The organism is Saccharothrix lopnurensis (assembly GCF_042658445.1).
Taxonomy (GTDB): domain Bacteria; phylum Actinomycetota; class Actinomycetes; order Mycobacteriales; family Pseudonocardiaceae; genus Actinosynnema; species Actinosynnema lopnurensis.
The window spans coordinates 48,420-66,631 of the sequence record NZ_JBHSQO010000034.1; the positions used below are offsets into that span (position 1 = coordinate 48,420).

The window sequence follows — 18,212 nt, forward strand, 5'->3', positions numbered from 1 at the left end:
TTGTAAACGGTGTTCACCGGGTATACCTTCCGGGCCTGTCAGTGAACGGTGTTTACAGAGTTCACGCCATTCACGCAACGGTAGCCCATCAGCCCGGGGAGGACGCGTGTTCGCGAAGTGGGGATCGTTGGCGTACCGGCGCCGGTGGGTGGTGCTGATCGCGACGGTGCTGCTCACCGTCGTGGGCGGCATCTGGGGGCTGGGGGTCTTCGACAAGCTCGGCCAGGGCGGGTACGAGGCCCCCGGCAGCGAGGCCGCGCGGGCCGACCGGGTCACCCAGGACGCGTTCGGCCGCCAGGGCGGTGACGTGCTCGTGGTCTACGGCACCGCCGACCCCGTCCGCCTGCGGGAGATCGGCACGCGGCTGACCGAGCTGCCCGACGACGCCGTGCTCAGGGCGCAGCCGCCGATCCCCTCGCCGGGCGGCGACAAGTCGCTCGTCGTGATCACGCTGCGCTCCGGCGACTCGAACGAGCAGGTCAAGCAGTACGAGCGCATCTCCGGGCAGCTCGTGGTCGACGGCGTGGAGAGCCACGTGGGCGGCCTCGTGCCGACGCAGAAGGCGATCAACGACATGTCCGCCTCCGACCTCACCAAGGCCGAGGCCGTGTCGCTGCCGATCGTGCTGCTGCTGCTCGTGGTCATCTTCGGCGGCCTGGTCGCCGCCTCGCTGCCGGTGCTGGTCGGCGGCCTGGCGATCCTCGGCTCACTCGGCGTGCTGCACGCGGTCTCCTACGCCGCGGACGTCAACTCGTTCGCGGTCAACGTGGCCAGCCTGCTCGGCCTCGGCATGGCCATCGACTACGGCCTGTTCGTGGTCGGCCGCTTCCGCGAGGAGCTGGCCGCCGGCCGCGCCGTGCCCGACGCCGTCCGCCGCACCGTCATGTCCGCGGGGCGCACCGTGCTGTTCTCGGCCACCCTGCTGGTGATCGCCCTGGCCGGCCTGCTGCTCTTCCCGCACGGCTTCCTCAAGTCGCTGAGCTACGGCGGCATGGCGGCGGTCGCGATCGCGGCCCTGGTCTCGCTGACCCTGCTGCCCGCGCTGCTGGGCGTGCTCGGCCACCGGGTGGACAAGCTCGCCCTGCCGTGGCGCCGGGACAGGGTGCCCTCGGAGGCCGGGTGGCGGCGGCTGGCGGGTCGCGTGATGAAGCGCCCGGTGCTGGTCGCGCTGCCGATCGTGGTGGTGCTGCTCGCGCTCGGCGCGCCGTTCCTCAACGTGAAGTTCGGCGAGGTCACCGAGAAGGTGCTGCCCGAGGGCAACCCGGTGCGCGTCGCCGCCGAGACCATCAACTCCGACTTCGCCGCGCTGTCCAGCTCCGGGCTGAAGATCGTGGTCACGGGCGATCCCGCGGCGGACGACGTGCGGCGGTTCGCGACCGAGGTGGGCGCGGTGCCCGGGGTGGGCGAGGCGCAGCCCGCCGCCGAACCGGCCAACGGCACCTGGCTGATCAACGCGGCCCTGGAGCAGGACGCGCTGAGCGACGCGTCCAAGCAGGCGCTGCGCGACGTGCGGGCGCTCGACGGGCCCGGTGACGAGGTGCTCGTCGGCGGCAGCACGGCGATGGTCTCCGACAGCCTCGACGCGATCGCCGACCGGCTGCCGTGGATGGTCGCGCTGCTCGTCGGCGCCACGTTCGTGCTGATGTTCCTCGCGTTCGGGTCGGTGCTGCTGCCGATCAAGGCCGTGGTGATGAGCGCGCTCAGCCTGTCGGCCACGTTCGGCGTGCTGGTGTGGGTCTTCCAGGAGGGCCACGGCGCGTCGCTGCTCGGCGTGACGCCCGCGCCGCTGGAGTCCGGCATCGTGGTGCTGATGGCGGCCGTGGTGTTCGGCCTGTCCACCGACTACGAGGTGTTCCTGCTGTCCCGGATGGTCGAGGCGCGCGGGCGCGGCGCGTCGACCGAGGAGGCGGTGAGCGCGGGCCTGGCCAAGACCGGCCGGGTGATCACCGCGGCCGCGCTGCTGCTGATCGTGGTCACCGGCGCGTTCGCGTTCTCGCAGATCACCATGATGCGGTTCGTCGGCGTGGGCATGATCCTGGCCCTGGCCCTGGACGCCACCGTGGTGCGGGTGCTGCTCGTGCCCGCGGTGCTCAGGCTGCTCGGGGACGCCGCCTGGTGGGCGCCCGGACCGCTGCGGCGCATCCAGCGGCGGGTGGCGATCCACGACGAGGCGCCGGAGGACGAGGACCGGAAGGTGCCGCAACCCGCCTGACCCGGCCGGTCCGGTCGCCCTGGCCGATCCACACCCGGCCGGGCCCGGCCGGTCCGGTCACCCGGGTTCGAAGGCGACGGCCTCGGCGCGCGCGTCGGGGCCGTCGTCGTCCAGGGCGCCGACCCGGAACGTCGCCAGCACCCGGTCGTCCGCGGCGTCCAGCACGGTCGTGGTCGTGCCGGTGGCCAGGAAGACGCGGCCGTCACCCGGCGGGATGGCCAGCGACCTGGCCGCGAACGGCAGGTTCCTGGTGGTGCGGGTGGCCGTGTCGACGACGGCGACGGACCGGTCCAGCGCGACGTAGACCCGCCTGCCGTCCGGGGTCACCGCGACGCTGCCCGCGCCCCGGCCGACCGGCGTGGACCACACCACCCTGGCGGTGCCCGGGTCGATCATCGACACCGTGCCGGTGCCCTGCCCCAGGTCCAGCGAGCTGACGTAGAGCGCGTCGCCGCTCGGGCTCGTCGCGACGTGCTGGGGCAGCCCGCCGACCCGGATCGACGTCTCCGCGGTGGCGGCCGCGGTGTCGAGCACGCGGACCGTGCCGTCCTGGGCGTTGGCCACGTACAGGTGACGCCCGTCCGGCGACACCGCGAGGCCGAGCGGCTGACCGCCCACCCGCACCGCGGCGACCAGGCGGAACGACCTCGTGTCCACCACGGCGACGCTGCCGCTGCCGCTGACGTAGAGCCGCTCGCCGTCCGGGCGCGGCACGGCGTGGGCCAGCGGCGCGCCGGCGTGGATGCGGCCGACGACCTCGCCCGAGACCGGGTCGACCGCGGTGATCGTGCCGGACCAGCCGTGGACCACGTAGACCCGGCGCCCGCCCCGGCCCACCGCCGTGCTCGTGGTCCGGCCTCCGGTGTTCGCGCCGCCGACGACCGTGCCGTCGGAGGTGTCCACGACCTGGAGCCTGCCCCCCTGCGTCACCACGTAGGCGCGCGGTGCGGCGGTGTCGGCCACGGTGACGACCCGGGACCCCTCTTGACCGGCGGAGAGCGCGGCGGCGAGCAGGAGGGCGGCGGTGCCCGTGGCCGCGGTGCGTCGTCGTCCCCACATGGTCGGAAGGGAACACCGCGGCACACCCGGCCTCCACTCGGGAGACACGTGCAGGTGGCATTCTCGCCGGTTCGGGTGATCCGGCTGCCGCCCGCGACGGCGGGACGGGCGGCAGCGGGGAACCCGGTGCGGCCGTGCGCCCGGCGCCGGTCGCTCGGGGGGCGAAACGACCGGCGCCGGACCCCTGCCGGCGCTCGCGCACCGGTGGTCGTGCCCCGACGACGTAGAGAACTACACCAGGTTGACGCAGCCCGTGCGGTTTTGGCCCCCCGGCACGACGAATCAACCCGAAATGGTCCTACATCCGCCTGGTCGCCACCAGCTTGGCGTAGCGGGTGCCCGCGGTCAGCAGCACCAGGCCCGCGCCGATGAACGCCAGCACGCGCGCGATCCCGTCCAGCGCGGCCAGGTCGAACAGCAGCAGCTTCGCCACCGCAGCCCCGACCAGCACCAACCCGGCCACCCGCAGCGACCTCCGGTCGATGCCCCGCACCAGCAGCACCAGCGCGGCGACCGTCCACGACACCGTCACGATCGTGTGGCCGAAGAGGAAACCGGTCACGTCCTGCGACACCAGCAGCGCGGCGCACAGCACCACCCCGGCCGCCGCGTACAGCAGCACCACCCCCGCGACGACCCACGGGAGCGGGCGGCGGTCGAGCGCGCCCAGCTCGGCCGCGACCCACGGCAGCACCACCGCCAGCGCGCCCAGGACCAGCGCGGTGAGCGCGCCGGAGACCAGGAAGCCCGCCGTGTCCGGGTGGCGCGGCGCGTCCAGCAGCAGCCGCGGCGGCACCGCCTCCTCCAGCGCCAGCACCAGGCCGATCGCGCCGAACGCGGTGGCGCCGAGCAGCGGGCCCCTGGAGGACAGGAGCCTGGCCAGGAGCACCAGGACCAGCGCCTCGACCAGGACGACCGCGGCGCGCGTGCCGCCGTCCAGGAACAGGGCGGTCGCCTGGAAGGCCGCGAACACCCCGACCGCGCCCACGCCCGCCCGGAAGGTCACGGGCAGCGCCCGCCGCCCGGCGACCCACACGGCGATCATCACGACCGCGACGGCCCCGGCGACGGCGGCCGCCGGGCCCCGGTCGAGGACCGCGGTGGTCAGCAGGGCGGGCACCGGCGAGCCGACCGCCAGCCCGACCGCGGTCGGGTCGCCGGGCCGGACCCGCGCGGTCAGCACGGCCGCGGCCACCCCGACCACGGCGGCCACCAGCGCGATCGAGGCCAGTGCGACCTGGTCCTCCGGTCGGCCCAGGCACAGGACCGCGGCGAGCAGCGGCGGCACCCCGGCCGTGACCGCGAGCCACGGCCAGTCGCGCCGGAGGTGGACCGGGCTCGCGGCGATCTTGAGGACCAGCAGGAACGCGACGAGCAGCGGGGTGAAGCCGGAGGTCAGGACGGGCGCGCAGGCGGCGCAGGCGGCCACCACGCCGATGGCCAGGACCGACGAGTTCCAGCGCAGCGCGAGGAGCAGGCCGCCGCCCGCGACCGCGAGGCCGGCCACCAGGCCGCCGCCCGGGGGCAGGTACGCGTAGATCGAGGTGGCGGCGACGACGTCGAGGTAGAGGACCGCGATGCCGGTGGCGGCCAGGGCGAACGCGCCCGTGCGCCCGGCGGGGGTGCGGTGCAGGCGCAGGCCGGTGGCGACCAGGGCCAGGCCCAGCGCCGCGCCGCCGAGGACGCGGGGCAGCGGGCCGAGGTAGCCGCGCTGGACCGCGAGGACCAGGAGCAGGACGACGCCCAGGAGGGTGACCGCGCCGCCGACCCAGGCGAGGAGCTTGCTGCCCGCGCCGTCCTGGCCGAGGCGGTCGAGGAGGGAGGGGCGCGGGGGTGGCGGTGACCAGGTGGGGGGTGGGGGCGGGGTGCCCCAGCCCTGGTTCGGGGGCGGCGGGGCGGCGGGGCCGGAGAACGGGCCCGGGGCGGTCGGGGGCCACGGCTGGGTGATCCGGGGCGAGGTTGTGGTCTGGCGCGGGGCGGGGGCGGTGGGGTACGGGGGCTGAGCCGGGTACGGGGGCTGAGCCGGCGTCGGGCCCGAGGCCGGGGCCGGGTGCTGCGCCGGGTCGGGGTGCGGGGCCGCAGCGGGAACCGAAGTCGCGGCCGAACCCGCGCCCGCGGCCGACGCCCAGGCCGAGGTCGAGGCCGGGCCGGCGGTGGGCGTGGAGGTACCCGGTCCGGCGGCGGGGTGGTCGGTGACCTCGACTCCTGCGACCCCGGCTCCGCTGACCCCGGCTCCGGTGGCCGGGCCCGTCGAGGTGGTGGCCGGGCCCGTCGTGGGGATCGGCGCGGAGGCCGTTCGGGCATCGCCGACCCGGTGCAGCTCGCGGCCCACCACCTCCAGGCGGCGGCCCAGGTCGCTCAGCTCGTCCGCCAGCCGTACGAGGGGGTCCTGTCCGATACCGGTCATGTGATCAGGGTCGCCCCCGATCGGTGTATCCGGCATCCGTACCACTACTCAGGTCGCGTGCCGAACCGGTCACACCGCCGCCTCCCGGCCTGGCAGAGTGCGGGGGGTGACGGTGCTCGTGCTCGGCTCGGCCAACGCCGACCTCGTGGTCCCCGTGCCCCGCCGCCCCGGCGCCGGCGAGACCGTGCTCGGGGGCGACCCGGTCGTCCTCCCCGGCGGCAAGGGCGCCAACACCGCCGTCGCCGCCGCGCGGCTCGGGGCCGGGGTGGCGTTCGTCGGCGCGGTGGGGGCCGACCGGTACGGCGACCTGCTGCGCGACTCGCTGGCGGCGGCCGGCGTCCGCACCGACCTCCTGCGCGCCTCCACCCGCCCGACCGGCCTCGCCTTCATCACCGTCACCCCGGACGGCGAGAACTCGATCGTCGTCGCGCCCGGTGCTAACTCGGACGTCGGCGAGTCCGACGTGGACGCCCTGACCTGGGCCGGCGTCTCCGTGCTGGCCTGCTCGCTGGAGGTCCCCGTGGGCACGGTGGCGCGCGCGGTCGAGGCGGCCGCCGCGCACGGGGTGCGGCCGGTGCTCAACCTGTCGCCCGTGGCGCCGGTCCCGGCGGCGGCGCTGGCGCTGCTGGACCCGCTCATCGTGAACGAGCACGAGGCGGCGGCCCTGGCCGGCTCGCCGGGAGCCCTGCTCGACCTGGGGCCGAAATCCGCCGTGGTCACCCTGGGCGCGCGGGGCGCGCTCGTCGTCACCCGCGAGGGGGTGACGGAGGTGGGCGCGCCCGAGGTGTCCGCGGTGGACACCACCGGCGCGGGCGACGCGTTCGCGGGCGCGCTGGCGGCCGGCCTGGCGAACGGCGAGCCGCTGCCGGTGGCCGCGCGGTTCGCCGCCAGGGTGGCGGCCCTCTCGGTGACGGCGGCCGGCGCGCAGCCGTCCTACCCGACGCTGGAGCGGGTGCGGGAATTCGGGTGAGCCCGGCCCGGGTGTTCGGATCGTGCGCACGTGGAGGGCGCCGGCGGCAACCGGCTGAGGTGGACGACGTGCAGGGGCACGTCCGGGCGGCGGTGGCGGGCGGGCTCGGCTCGGCGGTGGTTCGGGCGGTGAGTCAGGGCGTGTTCTGCGGATCTTTCTCGTGATCGTGTGCAGATATCGTGTGCAGGTGATGAGGCGTGGTGAGCTGACGGACAAGGCTCCCGAACGCACCGACCAGATCGCCCGCCGCAAGGCCAAGGGCTCGGCCGGTGGCCAGGCCACCGGCCTTCGACCCCGATCTCCACAAGCTCCGCAACGTCGTCGAGCGGTACTTCAACAAAGTCGAGCAGTTCCGCGGCCCGGCCACCGGGTTCGCGAAACGAGCCGCCCACCACCGAACCGATACCACCGAGCCGAGATCATCCTGGCCTGCGTCGTCCCTCACCTCAGATGAAGATCCACAGGACACACCCCGGCCGACCTGCTGTCCGGTTTCGGGACTGACGTTCCGGCACTGGCGAAATCCGGTCATTCTGGTTTTCCGGAACAGTGGGTAGCGTCGTGGTCACACAGCGGTCACTCCTGAAGGAGCGGAATGCGACGCGACGACCACACCAGCGGCGATGGCACCGATCCGACAGCGCGGACGGGCCGCGGCATCAGCCGTGCGACGTTCCTCAAGGGGGGCGCCGGCGCACTGCTCGGCGCCGGCGGCGGGCTCGGCGCCGCGACGGCCGGCGCAGCCGGCACACCGCGTGCCGGCTACCTCAAGGACCTCACGGGCAACGAGACGGCCCGGTTCGGCTTCCGAGGCACCGACCTCGGGTTCACGGCACGGACCAACCACGGTTACTGCATCTCGATCTTCGGCGACACCTTCGACCAGCCGGTGCCGGTCAACGTCACCGGGTGGCGTTCGCCCGTCGGGCTGCGCCAGTCGAACACCGACCTGCAGAACGGTATCCGCTGGGACAACGCCATCGGTGGCTCACGGGCCAAGGAGTTGATCCCCTATCGGCACAACGATCCCGGCTACGCCAGGAACACGCCGGGGCAGGTCGTCACCGAGATCCCCAACGACCTGATCCACCTGCCCGACGGCCGCTACATCATGACCACGTTCGGTGTGCGGGACTGGGCGATCCCCGAGCAGGGCGGCATCCCCAGTGCCGGTGGCAGTTGGCGCACCTGGTACTCCCGGCTGTGGACGTCCACCGACACCAACGCGGAGAACTGGACCACCACGTGGAACCTGGAGACCAACCGGGAGAACATGGACTACTGGAACAGCGGCGACATGAGCCTGTTCCAGAACAACACCATGATCATGTGGCCGGGTGAGAACTTCGTCTACGTCTACGGGACCAACGAGGGTCGCTGGAACGGCGGTGGCATCCACCTCATGCGGGTGCCGTGGGACAAGATGTGGAACTACAGCCAGTACCGCTTCTGGGGCGTCGACGGCTCCGGTCGCTGGGACTGGCGCCAGTACGGGCCGATCACGCCGATCATCAACGCGCCGAGTCGCAACGAAGCCATCGGCGAGTTGTCGGCACAGGTCATCGAGGGGCGGGTCGTGTTGTCGTTCCTCAACGGCGGCCGCGGCGCGGTCACCCAGACGGCGACGTACCCGACAGGTCTGTGGACCGCCCCGAAGACCCAGGTGACCTACGCGCAGGCCCAGAACATCTACGCGCCGATCGTGCATCCGTACTCGACGTTGGCGAACTCCCACATCCTGTTGTCGCAATGGGTCGGGTCGGAGTACTACGGCGTCCGCCAGTGGACCGGCAACATGTACGGCACTGTCGCGGCGCATGGCTCGGTCGGTGCCACGCTGGCGGTGACGAAGGACGAGCCCGCCCTTCCAGGGCACGTCGGGCCGGTGTCGCCGCAGTGGCAGAAGCTGCCGCCGGCCGAGCAGATCGCGGTACTCGGTGACAATACCGACAACCGCGTGAGCAGAGCCGACATCGCGGCGGTGACCAGGTCTGCGGCGAGCGCCAACACCGGGGTGTCGGCGGCACGCCACCGAGCGGGGGCGGTGGCGCCGACCGGCTAGGGCGTGTCCTGTGGATCTTCATCTGAGGTGAAGGGCGACGCAGGTCAGGATGATCTCGGTTCGGTGGTGGGCGGCTCGTTTCGCGAACCCGGTGGCCGGGCCGCGGAACTGCTCGACTTTGTTGAAGTACCGCTCGACGACGTTGCGGGGCTTGTGGAGATCGGGGTCGAAGGCCGGTGGCCTGGCACCGGCCGACGGCCGGCGGGTGTTCGCCGAGGCGGCCGACCGCGCGGTCGACCCGGACACCCCGGACCCGCGCCGCCGCGAACCGCCGGCGTTGCCCGCGTTCCAGGCGGCGCAGGCCCGGCCGCCCCGCGGTGGCCGCGGGAGCGCCCGGGGTGGCGGGCCGGGGCCGGATGGCGTTGGCTCCTGCTTACGTCACGTCCGGTCGAAAGGTATGGTCTAGACCATGTCGAGCGAGCGCCGCAGCGGTGTCGGGGTGAGTTCCGGTCGGGCTTCCGGACCCGTGGTCCTGGTGGCCGAACCCCTGGGCGAACCGCCCGCCGGCCCGCCCCCGACCGACCCGGCGGCCGAGGCCGCGCGCATCGGGCCCGCCGCCGAGGCGGTGGCGCGGCGGCTGGAGGAGCGGGCGGCGTCCGCCTCCGGCGACGCCAAGGCCGTGCTGGAGACCACCGCCGCGATGGCCGCCGACCCGGCCCTGCGCTCGCAGGCCGAGAACCTGGTGACCACCGAGTCGCTGCCCGCCGCCCGCGCGGTGCACCAGGCCGCCGCCGGGTTCATCTCCGCCCTGGAGGCGGCCGGCGGGTACATGGCCGAGCGCGCCCGCGACGTGCGGGACGTGCGGGACCGGCTGGTCTCCGAGCTGCTCGGCGTGCCGGAGCCGGGCGTGCCCGCGCTCGCCGGGCCGTCGGTCCTGGTGGCCCGCGACCTCGCGCCCGCCGACACCGCGGGCCTCGACCCGGCCAAGGTGCTCGCGCTGGTCACCGAGGAGGGCGGCCCCACCTCGCACACCGCGATCCTGGCCCGGTCGCTCGGCATCCCGGCCGTGGTGGCGTGCCGGGGCGTGCTCGACCTGGGCGCGTCGGCGCTGCTCGTGGACGGCGACACCGGTGAGGTGCGGGTGTCCGACGGCGCGGTGCGCGCGGCGAACGTGGGCGGGCGCGCGACGTGGAACGGGGTCGGCGCGCTGCGCGACGGGCACCGGGTGAAGGTGCTGGGCAACGTGGGCTCGCCCGCCGACGCCGTCGCGGCCGCCGCGGGAGGTGCGGAGGGCGTCGGCCTGTTCCGCACCGAGTTCTGCTTCCTGTCGGCCTCGACCGAGCCGTCGGTGGAGGACCAGCGCGAGGCGTACGGGGCGGTGCTCGCGCCGTTCGGGGGCAAGCCGGTCGTGGTGCGCACCCTGGACGCCGGCGCCGACAAGCCGCTGGCGTTCCTCGAACCAGACCCCGAGCCCAACCCGGCGCTGGGCGTGCGCGGCCTGCGGGTCGCCTTCGACCGCCCCGAGGTGCTGGAGCGCCAGCTCGAAGCCATCGCCCTGGCCGCCACCGACACCGGGGCCGACGTCTCGGTGATGGCCCCGATGGTCGCCACCGCCGCCGAGGCCGCGTGGTTCGTCGAGCGCGCGCGGGCGGCGGGCATCCGCCGGGCGGGCGTGATGATCGAGATCCCGGCGGCGGCCCTGGTGGCGCGCGAGGTCCTGGCGGTCGTCGACTTCGTGTCGCTGGGCACCAACGACCTGGCCCAGTACCTGTTCGCCGCCGACCGGCAGGTGGGCGCGGTGGCGGCGCTGAACGACCCGTGGCAGCCGGCGCTGCTGCGCCTGGTCGAGCTGGTCGGCGACGAGGCCACGGCCGCGGGCAAGCCGCTGGGCGTCTGCGGCGAGGCGGCCGCCGACCCGCTGCTGGCGTGCGTGCTGACCGGGCTGGGCGCGACCAGCCTGTCGATGAACCACACCGCGCTGGCGGCCGTGGGCGCGAAGCTGGCCGCGACCAGCTTCGACCTGTGCCAGCTGGCGGCCCGGGGCGCGCTCGCCGCGGCCGACCCGGCGTCGGCGAAGCTCGCCGCCCGCGCACCGCACTGATCCCGACCCCGGCAGAGCCCACCCCGTGCGGTGGCCGCGACGAGCGGCCACCGCACGGGCACGCGGTCAGGACACCGGCTCGACGATCGCGGTGAAGCGGAGCGGACCGGCGGTCGGGGCGGGCCACGCGGCCTCGACCCGACCACCGGCGGGCAGGTCGAAGGCGATGCCCGCGATCGGCGCGCCCCCCCTCGCGGGCGCGGCCACGTAGCCCACGCCGTCGCGGGCGGCCGGCGAGATGGTGCTCGCCGAACCGAACCCGGGCACCCTCAGCCCCGCCCGGCCACGGGCCGGCACACCTCCACGAGGGCGTCGCGCACCAGCGCGACCAGCGGGTGTTCCGCGCTGCCCCGCCGCACCGCCGCCACCACCCGGCGCAGCGGGGCCGCGCCCCGGACCGGCACGCCCCGCAGCGCGCCGTCCCCCGCGGGGCCGTCCCCCGCCGGGTCGCACCGCAGCGCGTTGCGCGGCACCAGCGCCACCCCCGCCCCCGCCCGCACCAGCGCCCCGATGGCCCGGAAGTCGTCCGAGGTGTGCGGGATGCGCGGCGCGAACCCGGCCTGCGAGCAGGCCAGCTCGACCACGTCGCGCACGGGGTTGCCCGGCAGCGTGGCCACCCAGTCGTCGTCCGCCAGGTCCGCCAGGTCGACCTCCGCCTTGCCCGCCAGCCGGTGCGCCGCGGGCAGCACCACGTCGAACGGCTCGGTGTAGAGCGGGAACCGGGTCAGCCGCCGGTCGTCCGCGTGCAGCCGGTACCCCTCGGTGATCGCCAGGTCGATCTCGCCGTCCAGCAGCAGCGGCACGCTGGCGTGCCCCTCCACGTCCCGCACCCGCAGCGCCACGTCCGGGGCGCGCGACCGCAGCACCGCCAGCGCCGGCGCCACGACCTGCGTGATCGCCGACGCGAAGCTGCCGACCTCCACCCGCCCGGTGGTGCCCGCCGCGAACGCCGCCAGCGTCGCCCCCGCCCGCTCCAGCTCGGCCGCCACCGCGTTGGCGTGCCCCACCAGCAGCTCGCCGGCCGCCGTCAGCGACACCCGGCGCCCGTGGCGGCGCAGCAGCGCGTGCCCCACCTCGGACTCCAGCGCGGCCAGCTGCTGGGACACCGCGGACGGCGTGAGGTGCAGCGCCCGCCCGGCCGCCGTCACCGTGCCGTGGTCGGCGAGCGCGCGCAGCACCCGCAGCCGTCGTGGGTCGATCACCGGGTCATCCTCGCCGGAGCCGCCCGGGAGCGCAGCGGGTACCCGGCGTCGCCCCGCCCGGACGAACCCGCTAGGCCATCCGGGCGCGGGCGGCCACGAAGGCGTTCACGGCCCGGTGCACGTCGTCGGTCGAGTGGGCCGCCGACATCTGGGTGCGGATGCGCGCCTTGCCGTGCGGCACCACCGGGTAGGAGAAGCCGATCACGTAGACGCCCTGCTCCAGCAGCAGGTCGGCCATCCGCGACGCCTCCGCCGCGTCGCCGATCATCACCGGGATGATCGGGTGCTCGCCCGGCAGCAGGTCGAAGCCCTCCTCGGTCATCCGCGACCGGAACAGCGCGGTGTTCGCGCGCAGCCGCTCCAGCAGCTCGCCGGAGGACTCCAATAGGTCCAGCGCGGCGATCGCGGCGGCCGTCACGGCGGGCGCCAGCGAGTTGGAGAACAGGTAGGGCCGCGACCGCTGCCGCAGCATCTCCACGACCTCCGCCCGCCCGGAGGTGTAGCCGCCGCTCGCGCCGCCCAGCGCCTTGCCGAGCGTGCCGGTGACGATGTCGACCCGGTCCCGCACGCCGAACAGCTCGGGCGTGCCGCGACCGGTCGGGCCGGTGAAGCCCACCGCGTGCGAGTCGTCCACCACGACCAGCGCGTCGTACCGGTCGGCCAGCTCGCAGATCCGGTCCAGCGGCGCCAGGTAGCCGTCCATGGAGAACACGCCGTCGGTGGCGATCAGCCGGTACCGGGCGTCGGCGGCATCTTTGAGCTGCCGCTCCAGGTCGTCGACGTCCCGGTTGCGGTAGCGGTACCGGCGGGCCTTGGACAGCCGCACGCCGTCGATGATCGACGCGTGGTTCAGCTCGTCGGAGATGATCGCGTCCTCCGCGCCGAGCAGCGTCTCGAACAGGCCGCCGTTGGCGTCGAAGCACGAGCTGTAGAGGATCGTGTCCTCGGTGCCCAGGAACTCCGAGAGCTTGCGCTCCAGCTCCTTGTGCGGCTCCTGGGTGCCGCAGATGAACCGCACCGAGGCCATGCCGAAGCCCCACCGGTCCAGCGCCTCCCGCGCCGCCCCGACCAGCCGGGGGTGGTCGGCCAGGCCCAGGTAGTTGTTGGCGCAGAAGTTCAGCACCTCGGCCCCGTCGCCCACGCGCACGGTGGCGTTCTGCGGGGTGGCGATGACCCGTTCGGCCTTGTAGAGGCCCGCCGCGCGGATCTCGTCCAGGCCGGCCCGCAGGTCCTCGCGCATCGCGCCGTACATTCAGCGAGCTCCCGTCCAGTCGAGGATGACCTTGCCGCACTTCCCGCCGCGCGCCGTGGCGAACGCCTCGTCGAACGACGTGTGGTCGAACCGGTGCGTGATCACGGGCGCCAGGTCCAGCCCGCGTTGCAGCAGCACCGACATCGAGTACCAGGTCTCGAACATCTCGCGGCCGTAGACGCCCTTCACCTGGAGCATCTTCAGCACCACCGCGCTCCAGTCCACCGCGAACTCCTCGGCGGGCAGGCCGAGCATCGCGATCCGGCCGCCGTGGGCCATGTTGCCGATCATCTCCTGGAGCGCGATCGGCCTGCCGGACATCTCCATGCCCACGTCGAAGCCCTCGGACATGCCCAGCTCGGACTGCGCCTCGGAGACGGTGCGCTCGGCGACGTTGAGGGCGAGGTCGACGCCGACCTCCCGGGCCAGCTCCAGCCGGTGCTCGCTCACGTCGGTGATCACCACGTTGCGCGCGCCCGCGTGCTTGGCCACGGCCGCGGCCATGATGCCGATCGGGCCCGCGCCGGTGATCAGCACGTCCTCGCCGAGGACCGGGAACGACAGCGCGGTGTGCACGGCGTTGCCGAACGGGTCGAAGATCGCCGCCACGTCCAGGTCCACCGGCGCCCGGTGCACCCAGGCGTTCTCCTCGGGCAGCACCACGTACTGGGCGAACGCGCCGTCGCGGTGCACGCCGAGGCCGCGGGTGTTGGCGCACAGGTGCCGCCGGCCCGCCTTGCAGTTGCGGCAGGCGCCGCAGACCAGGTGGCCCTCGCCGCTGACCAGGTCGCCGACCGCCACGCCGGTCACCGCGGGGCCGGTCTCGACGACCTCGCCGACGAACTCGTGCCCGAGCACGAGCGGCGCGTGGACGTTGTGCGCGGCCCAGTCGTCCCAGGAGTCGATGTGCAGGTCGGTGCCGCAGATGCCGGTGCGCAGCACGCGGACGACGACGTCACCGGGTCCGGGGGTCGGGTCCGGCACGTCGGTGAGGGAGAGGCCAGGCCCGGCGGTCGCCTTGACCAGTGCTTTCATGGCGCGCAGTCTGCCGCCGGCCGGTGGCGCGGTCCATCAGGACTTTCTGAATTCACTCGTAAGTTCCGCTTCACTGGTGATGTTGCGGACCATGCCCCCGAACACCAGCCCGTGGAACGGCCACACCAGCCACCAGTACGCGTGCCCGGCCAGCCCGCGCGGCACGAACACCGCCCGCTGCCGGTAGGTCGAGCCGGTCGAGCCGTCCGCCGGCGGCAGCACCTGGAGCTCCAGCCACGCCAGGCCGGGCACCCGCATCTCCGCGCGCAGCCGCAGCAGCCGGCCGCGCTCGACCTCCTCGACCCGCCACCAGTCCAGCGCCTCGCCGACGTGCAGCCGCCGGGGGTCGCGCCGACCGCGCCGCAGGCCCACCCCGCCGACCAGCCGGTCCAGCCACCCGCGCACCGCCCAGGCCAGCGGGAACGAGTACCAGCCGTGCTCGCCGCCGATGCCCTCGACCACCGACCACAGCCGCTCGGGCGGCGCGCTCGTGGCCTGCTCCCGCACGTCGAGGTAGGACGACCCGCCCGACCAGCCCGGGTCCGACGGCAGCGGGTCCGAGGGCGCGCCCGGCACCGACGCGCCCGACCAGCGCGTCTCCACGTCCGCGTCCCGGACCTTGGCCAGCGCCAGGGCCACGGCCCGCTCGTAGCCGGTGGTCTCGCCGGGCAGCAGGTCCTCGATGTCGTGCTCCCGGCACACCACCTCGTGCACCAGCGACTCGACCAGCGGCGCGGCGATCGACCGGGGCACCGGGGTGATCAGGTCGACCCAGTGCGAGGACAGGTGCGGCGTGAGGATCGGCACCGGCAGCACGCGGCGCGGCCGCAGCCCCGCGACCCGCGCGTACCGCTTCATCATGTCCAGGTAGGTGAGCACGTCCGGGCCGCCGAGGTCGAAGGTCCGGTTCACGTCGGGCGGCAGCCGCACCGCGCCGACCAGGTAGCGCAGCACGTCCCGGACCGCGATCGGCTGGACGCGGTTGCGCACCCACCGGGGCGCGACCATGACCGGCAGGCGCTCGGTGAGGTAGCGCAGCATCTCGAAGCTCGCCGACCCGGAGCCGATGATCACCGCGGCCTGGAGCACCGCGGCGGGCACCGGGCCGCGCAGGAACACGTCCCCGACCTCCTTGCGGGAGGCCAGGTGGGGCGAGAGCCGGACCCCGGGCGGGTGCAGCCCGCCCAGGTAGACGATCCGACCCACCCCGGCCTCCGCGGCGGCGCGGGCGGTGTTCTCGGCGGCCCGCCGGTCGGCGTCGGCGAAGTCGGGGTCGTGCAGGGAGTGGACGAGGTAGTGCACCACGTCCACGCCCTCCACCGCCGCCGCCAGCGAGGCCGGGTCGAGCACGTCGCCGCGCACCACCTCGACCCGGTCGACCCACGGCACGTCCCGCAGCTTGCCGGGGTCGCGGACCAGGCAGCGGACCCGGTGGCCCTCCGCGAGCAGTCGCGGCACGAGCCGCCCGCCGAGGTAGCCGGTCGCTCCGGTGACGAGGCAGCGCATGTCCCGATCCTGGGCCGAACGGCCGCGTCCCGCACGACGGGCGGGTCACCCGGTCACGCGTGGCGGAACCAGCGGGTCTTCTTCTTGATCTCCACGCTGCCCGCCCGCACCTGCCCGTGCACCACGAAGTGCGGCCGGCCGTTCGCCCCCGTGCCCACCTTGTCCTTCAGGTTGCTCGCGGCCAGCTCCACGCCGTCCGCGTCCACCGTCGCGCCCTCGGGCAGCACCAGCTTCACCGACCCGGCCGTCACGTCCAGCTCGATGTCCACCACCGCGTGCGGGATGGCGGCCTCCCGGAAGTCCAGGTCGGTCGAGCCCATCCGGTTGTGCACGACCAGCTGCCTCGGCACCGACCACCGGCCCCTGCGGTTGACCGACGACATGGTGGCCCGCAGCTCCTGCCGCTCGCGCACCGGCGTCGCCTCGTCCCGGTGGACCACCCCGGGCAGGTCCATCAGCACCGCGTTGAGCTCGGCCCTGGTCTTGGCCGCCAGCGCCGTGTCGGTGCGCTCGGTGAACTCGTCGAGCGTGATCAACCCGCGCCCGATGGCCTTCTGCAACAGCTCGACGACGTGCTCGCGCTCCGCATCCGACACCCGGAAGTTGCGCGGGTTCGCCCGGTCGGGTTCGGTCATGTCCTCAGTCCTCCGGTTCGACGTCGAGCCCGTGCTCGATCGCGTAACGCGCCAGTTCGACGCGGTTGTGCAGCTGGAGCTTGCGCAGGGTCGACTGCACGTGGTTCTCGACCGTGCGGTGCGAGATGACCAGCCGGGTGGCGATCTGCCGCGCGGTCAGCCCCTTGGCCACCAGCCGCAGCACCTCGGTCTCCCGCTCGGTCAGCTGCGGCTTGTCCTCCTCGTCCGGCGCCGCGGCCATCCGCCGGTACTCGCCGAGCACCAGCCCGGCCAGGCCGGGGGTGAACACCGCGTCGCCCGCGGCGGTCCGGCTCACCGCGTCCACCAGCTCCTCGGCCGAGGCCGACTTCACCAGGTAGCCGGACGCGCCCGCCTTCACCGCCTCCAGCACGTCGCTGTGCTCGCCGCTGGCCGACAGCACCAGCACCCGCGTGCCCGGCAGGGCGCCGGTGATCAGCGTGGTCGCCTCCACCCCCGTGGAGGCGCCCAGGTTCAGGTCCATCAGCACCACGTCCGGCCGCACGGTCCGGGCGATGCGCACCGCCGCCGCCGCGTCGCCCGCGGTCGCCACGACCTCGAAGCCGCGCTCGGCCAGGTCCCGCGCGACACCGTCGCGCCACAGGGGGTGGTCGTCCACCACCATCACGGACACGCTCATCGGTGAACCCGCACCTCCCACTCGGTGCCCTCCCCCGGCCCGGTCTGGAGCTCCAGGGTCCCACGCAGTTCCTCGACCCGACCCCGGATCGACTTGGCCACCCCCATCCGGCCCTCCGCCTCGGCCGAGGCCAGCCGCCCCTCGGGGATGCCGGGGCCGTCGTCGCGGACGCTGACCACGACCTCCTCGCCCAGGTCCTCCAGCAGCACCCACGCCCTGGCCTGCGGGCCCGCGTGCTTGTCCACGTTGGACAGCGCCTCGCGCACCACCGCGGCCAGCTCGAACGCCGCCGCCGCGGGCAGCATCACCGTGGTGGCCGGCGTGGACACCTGCACGCGCGAGGTGGCCAGCAGCTGGAGCGCGGGCCGCAGGTCGGCCTCGCCGTCCGGGGTGGACCCGCCGGGCGCGGCGGCCACCAGGGACCGCAGCGCGACCTCCTGCTCCCCCGCCAGCCGGGCCAGCTCCGCGGCCTCGCCGCCCAGCTCGTTGCCGCGCTTGCGCACCCGCGCGAGCACCTGGAGCACGCCGTCGTGGATGGAGCGGGCCAGCCGCTCGCGCTCGGCCGTGGCGGCCTCGGTGCGCAGCGCCTGCGCCAGCCGCACCGCCGAGCGGCGGGCGGTGGCCGACGCCATGCCGATCACCAGGCCCGCGCCGGTCAGCAGCACCGCGTCCCGCACCACGTCCACGCTGAGCGCGCCGCGGTTGAGGTAGGTGACCAGCGCGACCAGGAGCCCCGACAGCGCGCCCGCGAGCTGGCCGCCCAGCGCGGCCGCCGCCACCACCGGGTTGCACGCCCAGATCGTGGTGATCAGCGGGGCGTCGAGCACGAACTGCTGGTCGGTCATGATCAGCGGCGACAGGGACATCAGCCCGCACGCCAGGACCAGGTCCGCCACCACGACCCGGGGGCGCCGCCCGTCCTCGCGGCCGTAGGCGCGGATGGTGAACACCGACCAGGCGAACATCACCGCGACCGCGGCCCACGCCAGCCACACCCGCTCGTAGTCCGCGCGGTGCACCGCGGTGGTGCCCACGGCGAATAGGAACGTCACTACGCGTAGCGCGACCGTTCCCCGCCAGAGGTGGGCGACCGGGTCCTCCGTCGTGGGGGTCCCCTGGTCGGATGGCTTCGTGTGCACGGTGTGCTCCCTTCCCGCGCGATTCTGCCGTGCG

General features: G+C 74.6%; 14 protein-coding genes. 4 read left to right on the forward strand and 10 right to left on the reverse strand.

Annotation, left to right across the window (positions count from 1 at the left end; all coding sequences use genetic code 11):
• Nucleotides 1-106: 106 nt before the first annotated feature.
• Nucleotides 107-2,212 carry an MMPL family transporter gene (locus ACFP3R_RS26600; protein ID WP_380639486.1) on the forward strand — a complete coding sequence of 702 codons (2,106 nt, stop codon included), beginning with the start codon at nucleotides 107-109 and terminating at the stop codon, nucleotides 2,210-2,212.
• Between the two features lie 57 nt (nucleotides 2,213-2,269).
• Here the strand turns inward: ACFP3R_RS26600 and ACFP3R_RS26605 are convergent, their stop codons facing one another.
• Together ACFP3R_RS26605 and ACFP3R_RS26610 are read right to left on the reverse strand one after the other, a co-directional pair.
• Nucleotides 2,270-3,271, reverse strand: a complete 1,002-nt coding sequence (locus ACFP3R_RS26605; protein WP_380639488.1) for an outer membrane protein assembly factor BamB family protein — start codon at nucleotides 3,269-3,271, stop codon at nucleotides 2,270-2,272.
• Nucleotides 3,272-3,569: 298 nt separating this feature from the next.
• The gene (locus tag ACFP3R_RS26610) at nucleotides 3,570-5,678 is read right to left on the reverse strand and encodes a DUF2339 domain-containing protein (protein ID WP_380639490.1); all 2,109 of its coding nucleotides are present in this window, start codon (nucleotides 5,676-5,678) and stop codon (nucleotides 3,570-3,572) included.
• A gap of 112 nt (nucleotides 5,679-5,790) precedes the next feature.
• Between ACFP3R_RS26610 and ACFP3R_RS26615 the strand changes: the two genes are divergently transcribed.
• The 3 genes from ACFP3R_RS26615 to ACFP3R_RS26625 all read left to right on the forward strand — a co-directional run bounded on the left by ACFP3R_RS26615 (nucleotide 5,791) and on the right by ACFP3R_RS26625 (nucleotide 10,751).
• Entirely contained in the window at nucleotides 5,791-6,648 is an 858-nt protein-coding gene (locus ACFP3R_RS26615) for a PfkB family carbohydrate kinase (protein WP_380639541.1), read from the forward strand.
• 595 nt (nucleotides 6,649-7,243) lie between these two features.
• Complete coding sequence (locus ACFP3R_RS26620; protein ID WP_380639492.1) at nucleotides 7,244-8,710, forward strand: DUF4185 domain-containing protein; 1,467 nt, start codon at nucleotides 7,244-7,246, stop codon at nucleotides 8,708-8,710.
• 409 nt (nucleotides 8,711-9,119) lie between these two features.
• Entirely contained in the window at nucleotides 9,120-10,751 is a 1,632-nt protein-coding gene (locus ACFP3R_RS26625; protein ID WP_380639493.1) for a putative PEP-binding protein, read from the forward strand.
• Between the two features lie 66 nt (nucleotides 10,752-10,817).
• Here the strand turns inward: ACFP3R_RS26625 and ACFP3R_RS26630 are convergent, their stop codons facing one another.
• From ACFP3R_RS26630 to macS, 8 genes are all read right to left on the reverse strand, one after another.
• The gene (locus ACFP3R_RS26630) at nucleotides 10,818-11,018 is read right to left on the reverse strand and encodes a hypothetical protein (protein WP_380639495.1); all 201 of its coding nucleotides are present in this window, start codon (nucleotides 11,016-11,018) and stop codon (nucleotides 10,818-10,820) included.
• A 2-nt stretch (nucleotides 11,019-11,020) separates the two neighbouring features.
• Nucleotides 11,021-11,953, reverse strand: coding sequence for a LysR family transcriptional regulator (locus ACFP3R_RS26635; RefSeq protein WP_380639497.1), 933 nt, complete (start codon nucleotides 11,951-11,953; stop codon nucleotides 11,021-11,023).
• A 70-nt stretch (nucleotides 11,954-12,023) separates the two neighbouring features.
• Entirely contained in the window at nucleotides 12,024-13,205 is a 1,182-nt protein-coding gene (locus tag ACFP3R_RS26640) for a glycine C-acetyltransferase (protein WP_380639499.1), read from the reverse strand.
• Complete coding sequence (tdh, locus tag ACFP3R_RS26645) at nucleotides 13,206-14,240, reverse strand: L-threonine 3-dehydrogenase (RefSeq protein WP_380639501.1); 1,035 nt, start codon at nucleotides 14,238-14,240, stop codon at nucleotides 13,206-13,208.
• Nucleotides 14,241-14,276: 36 nt separating this feature from the next.
• Nucleotides 14,277-15,746 (reverse strand): SDR family oxidoreductase, encoded by a 1,470-nt coding sequence (locus tag ACFP3R_RS26650; RefSeq protein WP_380639502.1) that lies wholly within the window; start codon nucleotides 15,744-15,746, stop codon nucleotides 14,277-14,279.
• A 53-nt stretch (nucleotides 15,747-15,799) separates the two neighbouring features.
• A complete protein-coding gene (locus ACFP3R_RS26655; protein ID WP_380639503.1) occupies nucleotides 15,800-16,381 on the reverse strand; it encodes a DUF1707 SHOCT-like domain-containing protein in 582 nt (193 codons plus the stop codon).
• A 4-nt stretch (nucleotides 16,382-16,385) separates the two neighbouring features.
• Nucleotides 16,386-17,039: a response regulator gene (locus tag ACFP3R_RS26660; RefSeq protein ID WP_380639505.1), complete on the reverse strand. Its 654-nt coding sequence runs from the start codon at nucleotides 17,037-17,039 to the stop codon at nucleotides 16,386-16,388.
• Nucleotides 17,036-18,178, reverse strand: a complete 1,143-nt coding sequence (gene macS, locus ACFP3R_RS26665) for a MacS family sensor histidine kinase (protein ID WP_380639507.1) — start codon at nucleotides 18,176-18,178, stop codon at nucleotides 17,036-17,038. Before macS ends, ACFP3R_RS26660 begins: the two co-directional genes overlap by 4 nt.
• Nucleotides 18,179-18,212: the final 34 nt, after the last annotated feature.

Excerpts from the sequence above, each read along its gene's own strand:
- ACFP3R_RS26605 (WP_380639488.1), bottom strand. The coding sequence starts at position 3,271 with ATGTGGGGACGACGACGCACCGCGGCCACGGGCACCGCCGCCCTCCTG.
- ACFP3R_RS26610 (WP_380639490.1), bottom strand. The coding sequence starts at position 5,678 with ATGACCGGTATCGGACAGGACCCCCTCGTACGGCTGGCGGACGAGCTG.
- ACFP3R_RS26655 (WP_380639503.1), bottom strand. The coding sequence starts at position 16,381 with ATGACCGAACCCGACCGGGCGAACCCGCGCAACTTCCGGGTGTCGGAT.
- ACFP3R_RS26660 (WP_380639505.1), bottom strand. The coding sequence starts at position 17,039 with ATGAGCGTGTCCGTGATGGTGGTGGACGACCACCCCCTGTGGCGCGAC.
- ACFP3R_RS26650 (WP_380639502.1), bottom strand. The coding sequence starts at position 15,746 with ATGCGCTGCCTCGTCACCGGAGCGACCGGCTACCTCGGCGGGCGGCTC.
- tdh (WP_380639501.1), bottom strand. The coding sequence starts at position 14,240 with ATGAAAGCACTGGTCAAGGCGACCGCCGGGCCTGGCCTCTCCCTCACC.
- ACFP3R_RS26640 (WP_380639499.1), bottom strand. The coding sequence starts at position 13,205 with ATGTACGGCGCGATGCGCGAGGACCTGCGGGCCGGCCTGGACGAGATC.
- ACFP3R_RS26625 (WP_380639493.1), top strand. The coding sequence starts at position 9,120 with ATGTCGAGCGAGCGCCGCAGCGGTGTCGGGGTGAGTTCCGGTCGGGCT.
- ACFP3R_RS26620 (WP_380639492.1), top strand. The coding sequence starts at position 7,244 with ATGCGACGCGACGACCACACCAGCGGCGATGGCACCGATCCGACAGCG.